General features: G+C 61.1%; 13 protein-coding genes and 2 pseudogenes. 4 read left to right on the top strand and 11 right to left on the bottom strand.

The genetic code is table 11. The annotated features are described in order from the left end of the window. Positions 1 to 3: 3 nt before the first annotated feature. Positions 4 to 447: a hypothetical protein gene (locus tag ACOKS3_RS07130; protein WP_103446302.1), complete on the top strand. Its 444-nt coding sequence runs from the start codon at positions 4 to 6 to the stop codon at positions 445 to 447. 48 nt (positions 448 to 495) lie between these two features. On the opposite strand, the gene mqo is transcribed toward ACOKS3_RS07130, so the two are convergent. Together mqo and ACOKS3_RS07120 are read right to left on the bottom strand one after the other, a co-directional pair. Beyond that, positions 496 to 2,133, bottom strand: a complete 1,638-nt coding sequence (gene mqo / locus ACOKS3_RS07125) for a malate dehydrogenase (quinone) (RefSeq protein ID WP_103446301.1) — start codon at positions 2,131 to 2,133, stop codon at positions 496 to 498. A 338-nt stretch (positions 2,134 to 2,471) separates the two neighbouring features. Beyond that, positions 2,472 to 2,663 (bottom strand): DUF4223 family protein, encoded by a 192-nt coding sequence (locus ACOKS3_RS07120; RefSeq protein WP_027918621.1) that lies wholly within the window; start codon positions 2,661 to 2,663, stop codon positions 2,472 to 2,474. Positions 2,664 to 3,079: 416 nt separating this feature from the next. Here ACOKS3_RS07120 and ACOKS3_RS07115 point away from each other — a divergent pair, with 416 nt between their 5' ends. The 3 genes from ACOKS3_RS07115 (at position 3,080) to ACOKS3_RS07105 (ending at position 7,266) form a co-directional block, all read left to right on the top strand. After that, positions 3,080 to 4,060 carry an IS5-like element ISPa41 family transposase gene (locus ACOKS3_RS07115; protein ID WP_014003920.1) on the top strand — a complete coding sequence of 327 codons (981 nt, stop codon included), beginning with the start codon at positions 3,080 to 3,082 and terminating at the stop codon, positions 4,058 to 4,060. A 495-nt stretch (positions 4,061 to 4,555) separates the two neighbouring features. After that, positions 4,556 to 6,076 carry a hypothetical protein gene (locus tag ACOKS3_RS07110; protein WP_422764674.1) on the top strand — a complete coding sequence of 507 codons (1,521 nt, stop codon included), beginning with the start codon at positions 4,556 to 4,558 and terminating at the stop codon, positions 6,074 to 6,076. Positions 6,077 to 6,417: 341 nt separating this feature from the next. After that, a complete protein-coding gene (locus tag ACOKS3_RS07105) occupies positions 6,418 to 7,266 on the top strand; it encodes a hypothetical protein (protein ID WP_181004457.1) in 849 nt (282 codons plus the stop codon). 9 nt (positions 7,267 to 7,275) lie between these two features. Here the strand turns inward: ACOKS3_RS07105 and ACOKS3_RS07100 are convergent, their stop codons facing one another. The 9 genes and pseudogenes from ACOKS3_RS07100 to ACOKS3_RS07060 form a co-directional block, all read right to left on the bottom strand. Beyond that, a complete protein-coding gene (locus tag ACOKS3_RS07100) occupies positions 7,276 to 7,560 on the bottom strand; it encodes a hypothetical protein (protein ID WP_103446299.1) in 285 nt (94 codons plus the stop codon). Beyond that, positions 7,557 to 7,919 carry a hypothetical protein gene (locus ACOKS3_RS07095; protein WP_103446298.1) on the bottom strand — a complete coding sequence of 121 codons (363 nt, stop codon included), beginning with the start codon at positions 7,917 to 7,919 and terminating at the stop codon, positions 7,557 to 7,559. Before ACOKS3_RS07095 ends, ACOKS3_RS07100 begins: the two co-directional genes overlap by 4 nt. Continuing rightward, the gene (locus ACOKS3_RS07090) at positions 7,916 to 8,353 is read right to left on the bottom strand and encodes a structural protein P5 (RefSeq protein ID WP_103446297.1); all 438 of its coding nucleotides are present in this window, start codon (positions 8,351 to 8,353) and stop codon (positions 7,916 to 7,918) included. The genes ACOKS3_RS07095 and ACOKS3_RS07090 overlap by 4 nt, the downstream gene beginning before the upstream one ends. After that, positions 8,350 to 8,580 (bottom strand): hypothetical protein, encoded by a 231-nt coding sequence (locus ACOKS3_RS07085; RefSeq protein ID WP_103446296.1) that lies wholly within the window; start codon positions 8,578 to 8,580, stop codon positions 8,350 to 8,352. The genes ACOKS3_RS07090 and ACOKS3_RS07085 overlap by 4 nt, the downstream gene beginning before the upstream one ends. Positions 8,581 to 8,642: 62 nt before the next feature. Then, positions 8,643 to 9,239, bottom strand: coding sequence for a tail fiber assembly protein (locus tag ACOKS3_RS07080; protein WP_463581474.1), 597 nt, complete (start codon positions 9,237 to 9,239; stop codon positions 8,643 to 8,645). After that, positions 9,239 to 9,787, bottom strand: a complete 549-nt coding sequence (locus ACOKS3_RS07075; RefSeq protein WP_422764679.1) for a hypothetical protein — start codon at positions 9,785 to 9,787, stop codon at positions 9,239 to 9,241. Before ACOKS3_RS07075 ends, ACOKS3_RS07080 begins: the two co-directional genes overlap by 1 nt. A gap of 9 nt (positions 9,788 to 9,796) precedes the next feature. After that, a complete protein-coding gene (locus ACOKS3_RS07070; protein WP_463581471.1) occupies positions 9,797 to 10,852 on the bottom strand; it encodes a hypothetical protein in 1,056 nt (351 codons plus the stop codon). Beyond that, positions 10,852 to 11,301 (bottom strand): annotated as a pseudogene (locus ACOKS3_RS07065) (phage tail tip fiber protein); the annotation flags it as partial. The gene ACOKS3_RS07070 and the pseudogene ACOKS3_RS07065, both read right to left, overlap by 1 nt. Positions 11,302 to 14,064: 2,763 nt before the next feature. After that, a pseudogene (locus tag ACOKS3_RS07060) lies at positions 14,065 to 17,190 on the bottom strand (TipJ family phage tail tip protein); the annotation flags it as partial. Positions 17,191 to 17,232 lie beyond the last annotated feature (42 nt).

Below are 17,232 nucleotides of genomic sequence, written 5' to 3'. Positions count from 1 at the left end.
GCTATGAGCCTTGCCCGCCGGAAAGTCACGCTGACCAATCTGAGTGAATTTTCCCGCCTGATGCCCCAGGTTCCACGCGACCGGGTGATCGATGAAATGGCTGACCTGTCACTGGAATGCTCGCTGGCCTATGCCTTGAGCAAGACGTTCCTGCGCGATGGCTGGATTGCCGAGTATCGCCACCTGCGTGCGGCTGCACACTTGAGCCCGGGCAACGATCTGCTGCTCTTCGCCACCTCGGGCAGCTTGAAGCTGGAAATGCCCGATGGCTCGGAACTGCACATCATGCACGGCGATCAGGTGGTGCTCAGGGCTGCCACCGAAGCGAAGGTATTCCCCGTCAGCGATGCAGGTGACGTAAGTTTCCTGGCGCTGGCCGTGGACCTCGACCTGACCGAGGTGCTGCAGGAGCTCGCCATCGACAGTCCCCTGCCGAAACCGCAATAAAAAAGCCACGGGGATCACCCGTGGCTCTTTGTGACCCACATCGCCTGATTACAGCGCCATGTCGTTCTCTGGCTTGCTTTCAACCGGCTTGCTCGGCGCCACGGCGGTGCCGACGCTGTCGTCGATCACCGGTGGCTTCTCCAGCTGCAGCACTTCAGCGGTATAGTTCCACTCTTTCTGGGTGGCCGCCGCCGAGTCGTTCAGCTTGGTACCGTAGCTCGGTACGATTTCCTTGATCTTGGCCTGCCACTCAGGGGTAGCGACCTTTTCCTTGAACACGGTTTCCAGCACGTTCAGCATGATCGGCGCGGCGGTCGAAGCACCTGGCGAGGCGCCCAGCAGGCCGGCGATAGTGCGGTCCTGAGAAGCCACCACTTCGGTGCCCAACTTCAGCACGCCGCCCTTCTCTTCGTCACGCTTGATGATCTGCACACGCTGGCCAGCCTGCCACAGTTTCCAGTCTTCCTTCTTGGCGTTCGGGAAGTAGGTACGCAGGGCTTCGAAGCGATCGTCATCCGACAGCATCAGCTGGCCGGCGAGGTATTCGACCAGCGGGTACTGGTCGATACCGACCTTGGTCATCGGCCACACGTTGTGGGTGGTGGTGCTGCTCAGCAGGTCCAGGTACGAACCGTTCTTCAGGAACTTGGTCGAGAAGGTGGCGAATGGGCCGAACAGGATCACGCGCTTGCCGTCCAGCACGCGGGTGTCCAGGTGCGGTACCGACATGGGTGGCGCGCCGGTCGAGGCGATGCCGTAGGCCTTGGCCATGTGCTGCATGGCAATGGTCGGGTTTTCGGTTACCAGGAACGAACCGCCCACCGGGAAACCAGCATATTCCTTGGCTTCAGGAATGCCCGACTTCTGCAGCAGCTTCAGCGCGCCGCCGCCGGCACCGATGAACAGGAACTTGGCGTCGGTGGCCGATTCGGTACCGTCCTTGAGGTTCTTGTACTCGACGTGCCAGGAGCCGTCTTTGTTGCGGGTGATGTCCTGCACTTCGCTGGACAGCTTCAGGTCGAAGCCTTTCTGGGTCTGCAGGTGGCCAACGAACTGGCGGGTGATTTCGCCGAAGTTGACGTCGGTGCCGATGGGCGTCCAGGTGACCGCCAGCTTCTGGTTCGGGTCACGGCCTTCCATCATCAGCGGGACCCACTTGGCGATCTGCGCGTGGTCCTCGGAGTACTGCATCGGGCGGAACAGCGGGCTGGCCTGCAGCGCATCGTAACGCTTCTTGAGGAACTTGATGTTGTCATCGCCCCACACGAAGCTCATGTGCGGAGTGGTGTTGATGAACGAGTGCGGGTTCTTCAGCACGCCCTGGCGAACTTGCCACGACCAGAACTGGCGGGAAATCTGGAAGGCTTCGTTGATTTCGATGGCCTTGGAGATGTTGACCTTGCCGTCTTTGTCTTCCGGGGTGTAGTTCAGCTCGGCCAGCGCGGAGTGGCCGGTACCGGCGTTGTTCCAGCCGTTGGAGCTTTCTTCGGCGACGCCGTCCAGGCGCTCGACCATTTCCATCGACCAGCTTGGCTCCAGCTCGTGCAACCACACGGCCAGGGTGGAGCTCATGATGCCGCCGCCAACCAGCAGCACATCGACTTTCTTGGTTTCTGCGGCGTGCGCTTGCATGAAGCTCGCAGCGACAGCCAGACCCAGCAAGGTCTTGCCAGCTTTCTTGAACATTGATCAATTCCAGTCAGTAGAACGGAGGGTGGGCCTGTGGCTGGCCCAAAGTGTTCCATGTCCTTCAGCGCAGGTTTGTTATTGATGATTGTTCAGCAGCCAGAGAACCAGAAAACGACTCAGGCTTTTGTCGAATTGACCGACAAGGCTGAATCGTTTCGCCGATTGTAACCGAAATGCCAGCACAAACAAATTGGCGGCCAGGGGTCAACGCGGCGGGTTGTCTCAGCGGGGTCAGGCTTTTCGCAAACCCTTCAGCCAACAAAAACCCCCGGCCATCTGCATGACCGGGGGCTTCGGATCAGGCCGCTAGCGGCGAGATCTGGGGATCACCAGGCTTACTGCTGCTGAGGCAGTTTATCGATCGGGCCGCAACCACCGATGACCTTGGAGATGGAAACCGAAGGGTGGAACAGGTAGTCATACGAGCAGTTTTTCTGCTGGTTGTAGACTTGGCCAGTGCAGCCCGACAGCAGGGCAACGCCGGATACTACAGCAACGGCGACAGTGGCCTTGAACAGCTTTTTCATACTAAGTCCTTTAAATGCATATCTTCGGCCATCTTTCTGATGGCGGCGGGATGATACAGAACTCAGGCATTGGATCCAAGTAGCCGCAAGCCATCGAACCTATGGGTCGCGCCCGTCCACGCCCCCACCACCCAATTCTGGCGTTGCACCCCCACAACTGGGCTGCCCAATTGTTAAAAAGATGGGTTGTGAATAAATTTTTTACAATTGGTAACAGTTTTTCCGGGGTTCGCCATTTCAACCTGGCACTGGCACAACCCGTGCTTTGACCGTTATGGCTCAAGGAACTTCCTCTCGCGACCATGTCCGGAACCGGCCAGTACATCGCCGCTCGAGATCGATGGAAATCCCTAGGGAATCTCCGAACAAGCCTTCAGTTATGCGAGAATCCCCGCAACACCTGATCCGAGCCGCCCATGAGCCAGATGAGCTTTTCCGACTTTGAGTACGCCGGCAAGCGCAAGCAAACCCGCCGAGAGCGCTTCCTCGCCGAAATGGATCAGGTGGTGCCCTGGGCAGGCCTGCTGGAGCTGATCGAACCGTTCTACCCCAAGGCCGGCGGCGGTAGAAAACCCTATCCTCTGGAAACCATGCTGCGCATCCATCTGTTGCAGAACTGGTTCTCCCTGAGCGACCCGGCCATGGAAGAAGCGCTCTACGAAATCACGCCCATGCGCCAGTTCGCACGCCTGACGCTGAGCGCGCCAATCCCCGAAGACACCACGATCATGAACTTCCGGCACTTGCTGGAGAAGCATCAGCTCGCACCGGCAATCCTTGCGGTCATCAATGGTTATCTGCAGGAAAAAGGCCTGTCGCTGCGCCAAGGCACCATCGTCGATGCCACCATTATTCATGCCCCCAGCTCGACCAAAAATAAAGAAGGCAAGCGTGATCCCGAGATGCACCAGACCAAGAAAGGCGGTCAGTATTTCTTCGGGATGAAGGCGCACATCGGTGCCGATGTCGAGTCCGGCCTGGTGCATCACGTCCATGGCACCGCTGCCAATGTGGCCGATGTCACGCAGGTGGCTGAACTGCTGCATGGCGAAGAAAACGCCGTGTATGCAGATGCCGGTTACACCGGTGTCGAAAGGCGCGAAGAGCATGAAAATCGGGGGGTGATCTGGCAGATTGCAGCGCGTCGCAGCACCTATTCCAAGCTGAACCAGCGCAGCGTACTGTACAAAGCCAAGCGCAAGATCGAGTTCTGCAAGGCTCAGACACGGGCCAAGGTCGAGCATCCGTTTCGCGTGATCAAGCGGCAGTTTGGTTACGTGAAAGTACGTTTTCGTGGGCTGATGAAAAACACGGCTCAGTTGACCACGCTGTTCGCCCTGGCAAACCTGTGGAGGGTTCGAAAACAGCTCATGGGTATGGGTGAGGTTCGCGTTTAACACGGAGAACCGGTCGAAAAAGCTCTCCGTACATGATTTTTCGGTCACTTTTCGTCCAATGACGCTGTAGGTGCCTGGAAAATTGCAACTTGCCGCGGCTGCACGACAAGTTGATCGGAGCATCCCTAGTTCGGAAATCCAGGCGAGCCGTTTATTCGATATCCGTCTCGCTCCGTAGTTATTGCACAGGCGTTCGTGCAACACGAGCCCTCTAACGGTAGATCGAATGCTTGCAAAGAGGCTGGCAGCATTTCGGAGACCATTATGAGCACACCTGCAGGATTAAAAACTTCAGCAGCAGTCCCCGCTCTAACGCGGCTCAGCACGCTTGTCGCTCGTCCGGCAGTGCTTGCCGGGGCCGTAGTCGCCGCCCTGGCATTGAGTATTGCCGGGCCTGGAGAGGCCTGGGCCAAGGGTGGGACTGACAAGCCAGTCAAGGGGACGCCATCCCCCTTCACTACGCCCACATTACCTGACCCGATTTTCGTCGACCCCTTGGCTATCCATGGCTTCGACATTACCGGCTTCATTCAGGACATGACTGTCGACAGCAGCAATAGCAACTGCCCGAATACCAGCAACCCGAACCGTTTGGGCGGTACGGTAGTGGTCAACGGCACAACCATTACCGTGCCCTGCAACTCGGTCATCCAGATGCCCGCCAATACACTCACTTGGGCCGAGTTCGTACAGGGCGGCCCGCTGGGTCTTAAACAACTACCGGCTACTTATCCTTCATTTGAAGTGCATGTTGTCGGCAACACCGTCGCTGGCAAACAAATTGCCGGGCTGATCTTTGTCTCCCAGCAATCGGCCCAGGTCGGCAGTGGCTATATCAGCAGGATTGATCAGACCACTGGGAACATAGAAGTAACGAGTACCAACTCGCCGCAACCGACCGTCTTGCAGATCAACGACCCCAACGGGCGTTTCGGTCGGGCCCAGAGCCCCGACGCGCGCTTCTCGGTAGATGACGCCAACCCGACCATTCATGCGGCAACGGGTTACCCAATGTGCGTACCTCGTACCGGTGACGACCCGCTCTGCCCACAGAAAAACCGGCCTAAAGTGGTGACACCGACCACCACCAACAACTGCCGCAACTTTGCCCAGGCTGGCGTGGCGTTGCCTGCCTCAGGTGAATTGACACCCCCGAAGGCAGGCCAGTTGTATTGCAGCCAGTTCGTCATGAAGCGCTTCAGTGACCCGACCCGGACCGCTACCGACCCGGACCCGACGCAACAGGTACCGTTTGAAGTCGGCGACTTCATCACCTACTCCGGCACACTGTTCAAATCGAACACGGCCGGTGTGCCGGACTTCATTTCCGCCCACACCATCGAGGCCAACCTCGGCATCTACACCCAGCCGGGCTCTCAGCCCAGCTATCTGGCCATTGGCGAATTCGGCGTCGGCACTGCTGACCCGGCCGCGGTCGCAGTCAACGGTGCAGCTCAGGAAACCCAGGACCGGATCTTCCTCGAAGCCGAGACGACCGACGTCAAGACCCCGGTGGACATCTACCTGATCGATGTCGACCCTGCCACCGGCGTACAACGCAACCGCTGGATCACGCCGTTTGAAATGACGGGGGAATGCGACCCTGCCAGCGTGCTGGCGGCTACCTGTGCCGGCGCTTCCGGCGGGATCACCACGCAAAACGTTGGCCCCCAGCCACAGCGCGCACGGTTGCGTGCCTCCAAGGCACCGACCGGCCTGCTCAGCCAGCCAAGCCGTACCTTGCGGGTGGTCGCTCGCTCACTGTGCGTGCCCACCAATACCCTGCCGCAACCTGGGGTCGATAGCTGCCTGCAGAACGCCGGCCGCCTGACCGTCGCCAACGGCCTGACTGCCGGGCAGTACGTGGCACCGGTGTTCGAGTTCATCTTCCCGGAAAACGTCAAGCCAGGTGACGAGATTGTACCCAACGACTTCTGGCACCTGGCATTCCTGCGCAATGGCGAAGGCAGCACCACCCCTACCGGTGTCGGCGCGCTGGAACCAACGCCTTGGTAACTTGAAACGCAGCTAAAGCGCTGGAAACGAAAAAGCCCCGCAGACGTTAATCTGCGGGGCTTCATCTTGTATGGCGGAGAGATAGGGATTTGAACCCTAGGTACTGTTGCCAGTACAACGGATTTCGAATCCGTTTTCGAGACTATATTTTTTTGGGATCATTTTTCCCAACCCAGTAAAATCAAGGACTTCAACGCATGTTAACGTAGCAGAACTCCACACCGTTCGGGGGAGCGATTCCCCCAAAATTCCCCCAGGGAAATTGGTAGGATCTCACCCGTTAAAAAGCTGGCTGTCTGCCCATTCTCGGCGAGGCCACCAACGATGGAGCGGTGTGAGGCATGGGTTCTGAGGTAGCGCGGGTCAAACAACGAGCAGCGAACCGGAAGCTGGTTGAGGATCTATACGATAATTCGCAGCAGGTGTACGTGGTGCACTACTCGTGCGAGTCCTTCTACGAGAACTCCACGGGCGGCTCCACCAGGGTAACCTCGATCGCGGTCCGTAATCTGCAGTCGGCTCAGACCAGATCGTGGTCCATTCACAAGGCAGCCGAGCTTCAGAATTGCCTTGACAAGATCAACGAAAACTTCCCCGAGCTGGAAAAGGCGATGCTCGCAGGATATTTCGATTTCCTTCGGCAGCACAGCAGCTGCAGGTTCCTGCACTGGAATATGCGGGATGAGAACTACGGTTTTTTCGCCCTGGAACACAGGTTCCGGACTCTCGGAGGCCAGCCCTTCGAACTCCAAGACGACCGGAAAGTCGACCTCGCTCGCGTATTGGTGGCGATTTACGGCCGTCAGTATGCCTCTCACGAATCGAAGTCAGGTCGGAAAGGCCGAATTTTCAGCATCGTCGAGCTCAACCAGATCGCTGACAAGGATGGCCTCACCGGAGCACAAGAGGCCGAAGCGTTCGTCAACGGCGAGTACCTAAAGCTTCATCAGTCCACGCATCGAAAGCTCGACATGTTCTGCAATATCTTCGAGCGGATGCATGCGAAAAATTTGAAAACCCTCGGCAGTTGGTTCGACGTGAACGGCATCCACCCCGTTTACATCCTCGAACAGGTAAAGACTCATTGGATCACGACTTTGATCGTACTTTTGGCTTCCCTTCTCGGAGCCGGCTACAAGTACTGGGACGTGATTTCCAAGCTCTGGGGCGGCTCAGGCGGAGCGGCATAGAGCTCCTGATCACCTACAAGCACTGGTGGCCGCTACCAGCTGACGCTCGTATCCGATTCGCTGCCGACGTTCAGCCAGCAGCGCCCGCACCTTTACCTCCAGGCTGTCGGCCTTTCGAAGGCCGTCAGCCGCCCAGGCCGGTATCGCTACCTCTGGCACCCGGCACGGCACCTGCACTGGAACCTCAACGCGCACGTATTTCACTTGCGGCTCCACCTCCCCTGCGCACCCGGCCAGCGCCAGCAACAGCACCAGCCCGCTCCCACAGGTGAGCGGTTTCAGGACCAGCTTCATAGTCCAAGCTCCTTGTCGATGATCGAGGTGGCCGCTGCGCATTGATCGCCGCCGGTACGCTCCTGCTGCAGCCGGTTCGCTGCGGCGTAGTCAGCCTGAGCGATGGCCTTGGCTTCGGTCACAGCCTGCTCTGCCCTGGCCTGGCGCTCGTTCGTGGCCAAGGCCAAGTCGCCCAGGGCCTTGCCCTGCTCCGCGGCTAGGCCGGCCAGGTTGTCGCGCGCAGCCTTGCAGGTGGCCACCTGGCCCTGCTCGGCGTCGAGCAGCGGGCGGAAGTGGCGGGTGGTGGCCCAGGCGCCCACCACCATGCCGAGCAGGATCAGCAGGCCGGCGCCAGCGGCTCGCAGCAACCAGGCATTCACGCCAGCGCCCTCCGCACGCCCTCATCAATGACTGCCGGCGTATACGGGTTGCCGCCGTTCTCGTGGATGATGATGCCGAGCACCATGCCGCGCAGCGTGGCCGCGTCCTTGATGTTGATCGGGTCGGTGGTGCGCACGCCCAGGCGCTTCGCCACGGCGCCGGCGTAGGCCTGGGTGTCGTTCTCGTTGCTCGGCGCCCAGCGGTTGATGGTTTCGAGCACGGTGTCGATGCCCTTCCCGCCCACACCGGGCATACCGTCCTTGCCCCGGTAGTTGATCAGCAGCTTGCCCAGGGCGCGAATGCCGTTCTCGGGCGTGTCGAAGATGGCGAAGCGGCCACCAGGTTCCTTGCCGATCTGACCCTGCCAGTCGTTGCGGGGATTGAAATCGATGTTGCCTGGATTGCGGTTGCGGACGCCGCGCGGAGTGCTCATTGGCCAGCCTCCTCTGCCGGCGCCTCAGGCGCGATGTCTGCCGCTTCCTGCTCGGTAACTTCGACCTTCGCGGAGTAGCGCTTGAGCAGCTTGGCGGTCAGCACTTCGGACCCGGGCTGGCTGCTCAGCAGATTGCGGGCAGCCGCGTCAGCTTCAGCTTCGGTGGCGTACTCCACGGTGCGGATCGGGTCGAGAGCGTTGGTACGGTTGATGACGATGAAAGGCATGGGTTTTCTCCAGGCAAAAAAATACCGCCAGGCGGCGGTCTCGGGGTTGTTGCGGGATCGGGTCAGGCCGGTGGCGCGGGCCAGTCGATTTCGGTTGGGTAGCCTTCCTGCTCGTGCAGACGGCTCAGCGCCACGCGGTAGCGCTTCCATAACTTGAGCTGGTCGGTCTCGGCCTCGGTGGCCTCCTCCAGGTCGACAGCATCCTGCAGGGGCGCGATGGCCTGGTCAGCTGCAGCGCGGCGCTGGGCGACCTCAGCAGTGACGCCGGCCAGCAGCAGCTCCTGCTGAGCCTGGGCTTTGGCCTCGGCGGTGATGACCTGCGACCAGTCGATTACACCGGCGGCCACGAGAGGCGGCGAACTCTGCTCAATGCCTGGCACGAGGATTGGGCCGGCCGGCGGATCAATGATGTCGCCAGGGAAGCGGGCGACCTCAGGCGCGTCCACAGGATGGCGGAGAAACAGCGTGATGCGCAGCTTGCCATCACGACGCTCCACTGGACCAAGCACGTCGTTACAGCTGATTGCACCCGCAGGCAGCGTCGCGCCCTCGGGCAGCTTGGCGAAGTCCAGGGCCAAGCCATTGATAGTCAGCATGTCACCCAGCCGGGAAAGGCTAAACGGCTGATCAGAGAAGACGGTACAGAACTTGATAATCATCAGAACCACCTACCGAATGCGACCCACTGATAGCCGTAGGTCTGGATAACATCCCAAGAGTGAATGATCTGGAACGATGTGGTGTTGGTTGCGGCCGTCCGTGCGTAGCCCTTGAACTCGTTAGAGACGTTGACCGACGTGATATTCAGGACGATGTGATAGGCGCCAGCCAGCGCCACAGGTAGTGCAAAAGAGCCCGCCTTTACCCCCATGCTCGCTTGGTCAAGATTTGCCACGCCACGCATGATGATGGTGCCATCAGCAAACTTGGTGTAGCTGCCGCTGGAGTTGCTGCCGGCCTCGATAATCGCGCCAGTTGGAACGCCGCCGGCTTGACTGACCGCCCCTAGGGCATTTGCCCTGCGGTATCCGCCGACATTGTCGAGAGCAGCCGCGAGGCTGGCGGGGAGTGACGCAGCATTCGCGGCGCCCGCCAGGAAGTCATAAAGCTCGGTGAAGTTGGCGATAGCCTTCGTCCACGCGCTGCGCCGATCATCACCACCCGCACCTGTGGGCGCGGTGCCGAGGTTGATATTTTGCTTTGCCATATCTCTACCTTAAAGAGGCTTCATTGGCCTGGAGGCAAAAAGCGTCCTGCCGTTTGGAGTAACCGGGTTAGTACCGCCGCCGTTGTAGGTATACATCTGCAAGACTGATCGGTTACCGGGAAGGAAACCACCAAAGTTCTCGCGAAATGGCTGGCCAGTCGCACCAATGTTCGTCGCTGAGAACAAGGCATTAGCCAGAACATAGTCCTGATAACTTCCTGTCCAGGCCATCTGAAATCCTGGCGAATATGAAGGACCGGCAACGATGGGATTTCCCGAAAGCGCGAATGAGTTGGAGGCAGGCTGCCCGTTCAGTAGCGACAAATTTGCCGTCGTCACGAACGTCCGCACCCCAGCGGCGTTTTTCACTGACGCCCCGTATGCCCCCACAGCTGAAGTCGGTGCCTGGTAGCTCGCGCAGTACCAGTTGATGTACATCGGATAGAGCGCTGTATCGCCGTGCGCTGGCTGGTTGTTCCAGGCCTTTAACCTGAAACCGGTCCAGTTACCCGGGCTTCCCTTAACCGAGAAATTTCCAACCATCATGTAGTTGTCCGCATTCAGGAACACCAGCGGCCTTTCGTACGTGGTGATCGGCGCGGGAAAGGTCACGTCAGCCCATTGGATCTGGTTTGCACTGCCTGGCCCCTGAAATCCGATGTTGAACCGACCGTTGTAGCGGACTGACAGCACCTGGTTGACCGAGTCGATCTGGGTCCTGATGTTGTTGTTCGAGGCTCGGATGCCGTAGGACCCTGGAGCCGCGAATGGCTCACCGCCCAGTGACAGAATCATCACCTGCCAGGTGTTGTTGAATGGCTGCCTCAGCTGCAGCTGGCCAGTGCTGTACCACGCCAGAGGGCTCCAGGTGTATTCGCCATTGTCGGCCAGGGTATCCACCACAACGAACGACTGCGCCTTGATCTCCGGTATCGAGATGTACTGGTCGAAGGCTCCATTCCCAACCACCTGCATCATTTTCAACGATCGCACCGGTGTGATCGTTGTATCGAGGGTGATGACCCCGGACGCATCCCGCGTCCGGAGCCCGTACAGATCAGCCATCAGGTAAGCCTCCCCACTGCAGTCCTCTCGATGCCAGCGGCGTCGTACACGTATAAGCCGCCGTTGTTGAGCAGGGTCGAACCGTTGGCGTCCTGCCCGCGGATGCTCACTGCGCCGGTCACGAAGTTCAGCTCCAGGAGCGGTAACCCTTGCGAGTTGACCGCCTGGGAGCGGATGGTCATGCCTGCCACAATCTGCTGGATGAATGCCGTGTTGATCACCGCCTGGTTGATGAAGACCTGGCCGTTGGAAACCACGAACGGCAGCACCATCTGCCCTGACGACTCGTCAACGATGGCGAAGCGCTGCGCGTAGGCCAGGATCTCGCTGGTCTGTCCGTCGCTTCCCAGCGCCAACCCGGCCATCACCCTGCGGCCGCCAGCGATCGTCTCGGCCTTGATGGTCGTCATGGCCGAAACCTTCCCATCCACACCTGCGACTGTCTTGCTAACCGTTTGCACGGAAGCGCTGACATCGCCCATCTGCGACTGGACGGTATCGATGCGTTTGCCGGTGGCTATGCCGTTCTCGACCACAGCCGACTGCACAGTCCAGACACCAACCAGTCCACCAGTGGCTCCCGCCAGTCCAGTCGAATCACCTTCCATCTCCGGGTTCACCTGGACATAGATGCCGTCCAGGCGTTGCGCCTGGGCAGTTAGAGCGGTGCCCTGCTGCTGGACTGTGGTGTCGATCTGGCTGATGGCCGAAGCCTGGGCGCTGTTCACGCCCTCGGTGTCGGTGACGCGGTTGGTGAGCGCCAGCAGTGCCTGGGCCTGACTGGTGAGCGTAGAACCCTGCTGGGTTACGTCTGAAGACAGCGACTGTACGGCCTTGCTCGATGCGCCAGGCCCTACCCTACCGACTGCAATCCAGTCGACATCGAACACCGCATCCAGCGCATTGGCGAAGTTGAAGCGAAGGCGCTGGATCGTGTTGTCCACCCAGTCAGTGCCGCCCGCAGCCAGGTTGGCCATGTTCCATTCCACAACGGCGGATTGCCCGATTGCGATGTTCGGGTTCGCTGCGCTGGCCCGATAACTCGTCGCAAACCCGTGAGAGCTGGTCGAGTAGTACAACGTGCCGGTCCAGGCCGAGCCGCCGCGGCGCGTCAGGCCAACCCTGACCCTGGTGTAGGTCTTGCCGTCGATAGCTGCCGACGCTGTCGGGCTGTGCAGCTGGGGGTCAGCGGTAGTCGGCGTGATCTTGACGAAGCCCGTATTGGCCGCCAGCGTCGCGTTCACACCCGACCACCCCTCGACAGTGGTATCGAACTGCCAAGCCGCTCCCGGCGCCGGATCAAGCCCGGAGGCACCCAGGCCGCTCTGAATCGCGCCGACGGTATTGGTCAGGTCGGTGATGCTGGCGGACTGACTGGCGTTCACGCCCTCTGCCGCAGATACCCGGTTCGTCACCGCGTCCAGCGCCGAGGCTGAGGCTTTTGTGGCCAGGCCATTGGTGGTGCTGTTCACCGCGTTTTCCAGCGTCGTGGTGCGGCCGGCGACGCTGGTCAGGGTGCTGCCCTGCTGGTCGACAGCCGACGACAGGCTGTCTACTGCTGCCGACGTGGCACCGATGTTGGCCGCGTTCACCTGGCCGTTGTCTCGCCATCCAGTGGCACGAGTACCGTACTCGAACTGCGGCCGCGCCATCTCCACGTATCCAGCAGTTACCGCGCCAGTGGCGCTGTAGATACGCAGGTAGACGTAGCAAGTCACCGCCCCAGCGGGCGCGACGGCGCTGAACTGCTCACGCTTGCCTGCTGCGGTGATGGTAAACATCCCCGAGTTAGGAGCGCTAACCACGGAGCCGGCCGCATTGATCCATTGAATGAAGAACCTGAACCCCAAGCCAGCGGTGCCGCGAAGATAGATAGACGTTGCAATGGTTTGCCCTTCGGCCACCATTGGTCTGCGATCTTTCGTGCCACCAGTTGGGCGAATGGATTTGTACGGCGTGCCGGTGCCAACGGCGGATACCTCAACACGTACTGCCTTCTCACCTGCATTCAGCCAGGAAGTGACCAGAGATTCGACGCTGGTCGCAGGCCCCTCGGTAGCCCAGCCATCCGCGATATCAGTACCTGTCCCCGCTTTGTTGAAAGTTGGGTTGTAGAACAGGTTCTCGCCGCCGACATCCCCAATGCTGTTGTCCAACTGGGTCAGCTGGTTGGATGCGCTGGTCAAGCCCTGTTCTGTCAACGCTACGCGCCCCGTGAGGGCCGTGGTGGCAGAAGCATTTGCAGCTGCAGCCGCCGCGTTTGCCTTGCCGTTATCACGCCACCCAGTCACGACCGAACTGTGCTCGAACTGCGCCTTGTCGAGGTCCACGAAGCCGGCTGCAATCCCTGCTGCGCCGACCGAGGAACGAAGCCTGAAGAGTACATCCACGCGAACTGAACCGGCCGGAGCTGCAGTGCCAGTGAACACAGCGCGCTGATACGCGGGCGTGAGGTTGAAGTTTCCTGGCCCATGAGTAGCAATGGTTACCCCTGCCGCATCCTTGTATTGCAGGTAGATCTGGCAGAGCAAACCCGTGTTACCGCGAACGTGCACAGAAGCGGTCCCAACTACCCCTTCATAGATCGCTGGCCGGTTGTCCGGATTCGTCGACGTTGGAACGAAGTCGATGTAGTCGGTGCCCGTGCCTACCGACAAACCGGACAGGTCGAGACGCTGACACTTGCCCTCGGCCCCCAAGTCGGAGTCACGCAGTGTCGGAGTTACGACCACCGGGGTAGTCTTTCGCCATCCCCACCCGTCTGCGATGTTCCCGGCATTGGACCCGGTGGTGCTAGGCACGTCGAACGATGGGTTGTACAACAGGTTCTCGCCACCCACCTGATTCAGCGAGGCGTTGACGTTGGTGATCGCCTGGCCATTGGCGGTGATCGCCGCGCCCTGCTGGTCTACGGTGTTGCTCAAGGACTGCACCGTCGAAGCGTCGGCCTTGGTCGCTACCTGGGTAAGCGCGCTGGCAGCCGCGGCAGCGGCGTCCGTTGCAACCTTGTCCGTGACCGCAACCCAGGCGGTGCCGTTCCAGCGTTTCGGCGTGTTGGCCCCGCCAGTGATATCGATCCACAGGTTCTGTGGCAGCCGGTCAGCCACGGCTGGGGCTGTAGCTTGAACGATCGTCTTGCCTTTGCTCCCGGCTAGGGTTGCCGCATCATCGGCCGCCTTCTGCGCTGCGCTGACGTTCTGGTTGGTGGTGTTCAGGCTGTTCTGCAGGCCGGTCATGGCCTGCCCCTGGCTCGAAAGGCCCTGCTCGTTCTGCGTGACACGGCTCGACAGGCTGTCGACCACTGACGAATCAGCCTTTCCGGCGATGCTGGTTCGCAGGCCGTCGAGCTGCTGGGCCTGCGCGTCCACTTCGCCGTTCAGCTCGGTGACGGTCGTTTCCAGCGTACCCACCCGCGCCGCCGTGCCGTTCGCCGTCTGCACCGCCTGACCGACGTCGATCCAGTAGGTGGTGTTCGGCGGCGGGTTGCCGGCCGGCACAGCGCCCTTGGCCTGGTACAGCTTTCCATCGGCACCCAGCACACCCTGGCCAGCGGTGTAGGCCTGGTCTGGCTTGTACGGCATCGAGTCGGCCAGGTCGGCAATTGTGTCGATCTGCCGCTGCAGCTCGCTCTGCACGTCGTTGACGTGGTTGCTCACCTCGGTGATCTGCTCGCCCAGGTCGGCGCGCACGCCCTCCACGCGCTGGTTGACCGAGCCAGGCACGGTCGGCGGTGCGGTGATCAGCGCGATGTCTTCGCGCAGTTCAGGGTACAAGGCGCCGTTGCCGATCTTGTCCTTGAAATACTCCTCATACTCGGACTCGTCGCTGCTCGTCGCACCGCTCACACCGACTCCAGTCGGGTACCAGGGACCGATGTTGCCGGTACGGTCGACCAGGCGCGCCCAGAAAAAGTACTGCACGCCGGCCGCGCCAAGCTGCAGGGTATGATCCTTCTGCGGGTAGGCGAAGTCGCTCAACTTGATGGCGTCCTCGCGGGAGCTGGAGGTGCTGTACCAAATCTCCGTGCGTTCGGTGTCCTCCGCGCCAGCAGGGAAACCCCACGCCAGACCGATGGCGTACACCAACGGCTTGGTCGTCAGGTGGGTGACCGCCGGCGGTGGCGTGGTCTTGCCGGCGACGTTGGTCAGTATGGAGGTGGTCGGGATTGACGAAACATCCATAGCGCTGACCGCGCGCACGCGGGCCAGGTACTGGCCGGCATATGCGCCACGCACATCGGCGGCAAGCTCGCCGGTTCTTGGCACCTTCACCCAGTCCCGCGAACCCCAGCGCCACTCGACGTCGTAAGCCACAGCACCAGGTGCCGCATCCCACGAGATCGTCATGGTGGTGACGGCAATACCCTGGTCCACAGCGGAATGACTGCTGATCAGCACCCGCGCCGGGGCGTCCTGCACGCCTGGCGGCAGCACGCTGATTGGCCTGTCATCGATAACCGTGCCGTAGTCGATGGCGTCAAACTTGCTCGGCTCGTACTGGATGCATTCCAGCTGAAACTGGTGCCATTCCGGGCGCGTGACGTTGCGCACGTAGAACTGCATCAGCTTCAGATCATCGAAGTCCAGCACCCAGCCGGATTCAGGCTGCGGCACCTCGCTGAAGTCCGCCATGACAGTGATCTGGCGGCCGGCCACAGAGCGCACCTGGCGCGCCTCGGACTTGCCGCTGGGCAGGTTGACCAGCAGGCGGGCACCAGTCGGCACCTCGATGTCACGGTCGACCGTCACGACGCGCCCGACCACGGCGGCGATACGCCCACCATTGGCGCGGCCTGCCAGCATCGGGTCGGACAGGGTGACCACCTTGCCCGGCTTCGGGATGTAGCCATCCAGGCCGACGCGGAAGCTGGCACCGCGCAGCTGCAGCTGCTCGGTCATGAGCGCCCACTGGCCGGCGCGCTGGGCCTGGCCGCGTGACGTGCACCCTACCGCCTCCACGGAGATCTCGCGCACGCCGTACTCGGCGATGGCATCTTCATCGAATACCGGCTCTTTGTCGGTGTCGTAGCCACGATCCGGGTCATCGAACGACACCATGGCCTGGCTGTGCCGCTCGCGCAGCTTGCTGCCGGTGTACTTGACCGCGCCGTCGTCGAGGATCTGCGACAGGGTGTAGTTGTACACGGGGTCCTGTGGCATGTCGGCGTTGACGGTGATCTGGCTGCCGTCCCAGAAGGCCAGGCCGTGGAAGATGGCGGCCAGGTCTTGGAGCACCGCCCAGGCCTCGGCCTGCTTCTGCAGGTACAGGTTGCAGGTGAAGCGCGGCTCCTCGCCACCCTTCCCATCCGGCACCAGCTGGTCGCAGTACTGCCCGATGCGGTACAGCGACCAGCGGTTGATCATGGTCGCGTCGATGCGGTCGCCCAGGCCGTAGTACGGGTGCAGGGCCAGGTCGTAGAACACCCAGGCCGGATTGTTGGTGTAGGCCTCCTTGTAGGTACCATCCCAGACACCGTTGGTGGTGCCGGCGCCGCTGGTGGCGTAGGTGCGGGTCACCGGGTCGTAGTTCATCGGGACGCGCACGATCCTCCCGCGCATCAGCACGGCGATCTTGGCGATGTCACCGCCGAACTGCTCGGCGTCGTACTCCACGCAACTGACAGCGGTCAGCGGGTATTCCTGATCGCTGTCGACCACCTCGGCGATGGCCTCGACGTACATCCCGTCTTGCACCAGCGAGCTGTTTGCCTCCGGCGTGATCCGGCGCGCACGGATCGCCCAGCGGGAGCCGGCGGGCAGCTCGATGCGGTGCGAGCGCTCGTACTTGGTGACGTTCTTGCGATTGACCTCGGAGACCAGCACCTGCTGATAAGGGCCGTTGTCGGTGGACACGTCGACCGCATACTCGATGCGCACGCCATCGATGTTGCCGCCGGAGTCCTGGGACTGCAGCTGCGGCCACGAAAAGCGCAGGCGCACTGCGTCCAGCATCGAGTTGGTGATGGTGTAGATGTAGGGCGTGGTGCTGAGCAGCTGCTGGCCGACCGCGATCTCGTTGCTCGACTCGCTGATGCCGGTCATGCGCTCCTGGTTCAGCTCACCGGAGCGGAACTGCCATTTGACGCCCGGATAGTTGAGGGTGCCGTCTTCCGCCATGACTGGCGTACCGTCCAGCTTCACCGAGCGCAGGTCGTTCACCGGGCCGACGATTGGCCCCCAGCTCCACAGGTAGAGCATCCGCACCGTGGCGATTGACGGAACGCTGTTGGACGCGATGCTGGGCTGCTTCTGCTTGGCGGAACCGCCCTTGCTGCCGGCCACCTGCCGCTTGCTGGTTGCAGTGGCGCGCCGCGGCGCGCGCTTCAGTGCTTGACCCATTCCACTCTCCAAAAACGAAAAAACCCGCCGAAGCGGGTCAGG

Source organism: Pseudomonas sp. HS6-2 (genome assembly GCF_049325675.2).
GTDB lineage: Bacteria > Pseudomonadota > Gammaproteobacteria > Pseudomonadales > Pseudomonadaceae > Aquipseudomonas > Aquipseudomonas putida_N.
The sequence above is the reverse complement of the archived record's forward strand: the minus strand, read 5'-3'. Positions and strand labels throughout refer to the sequence as shown.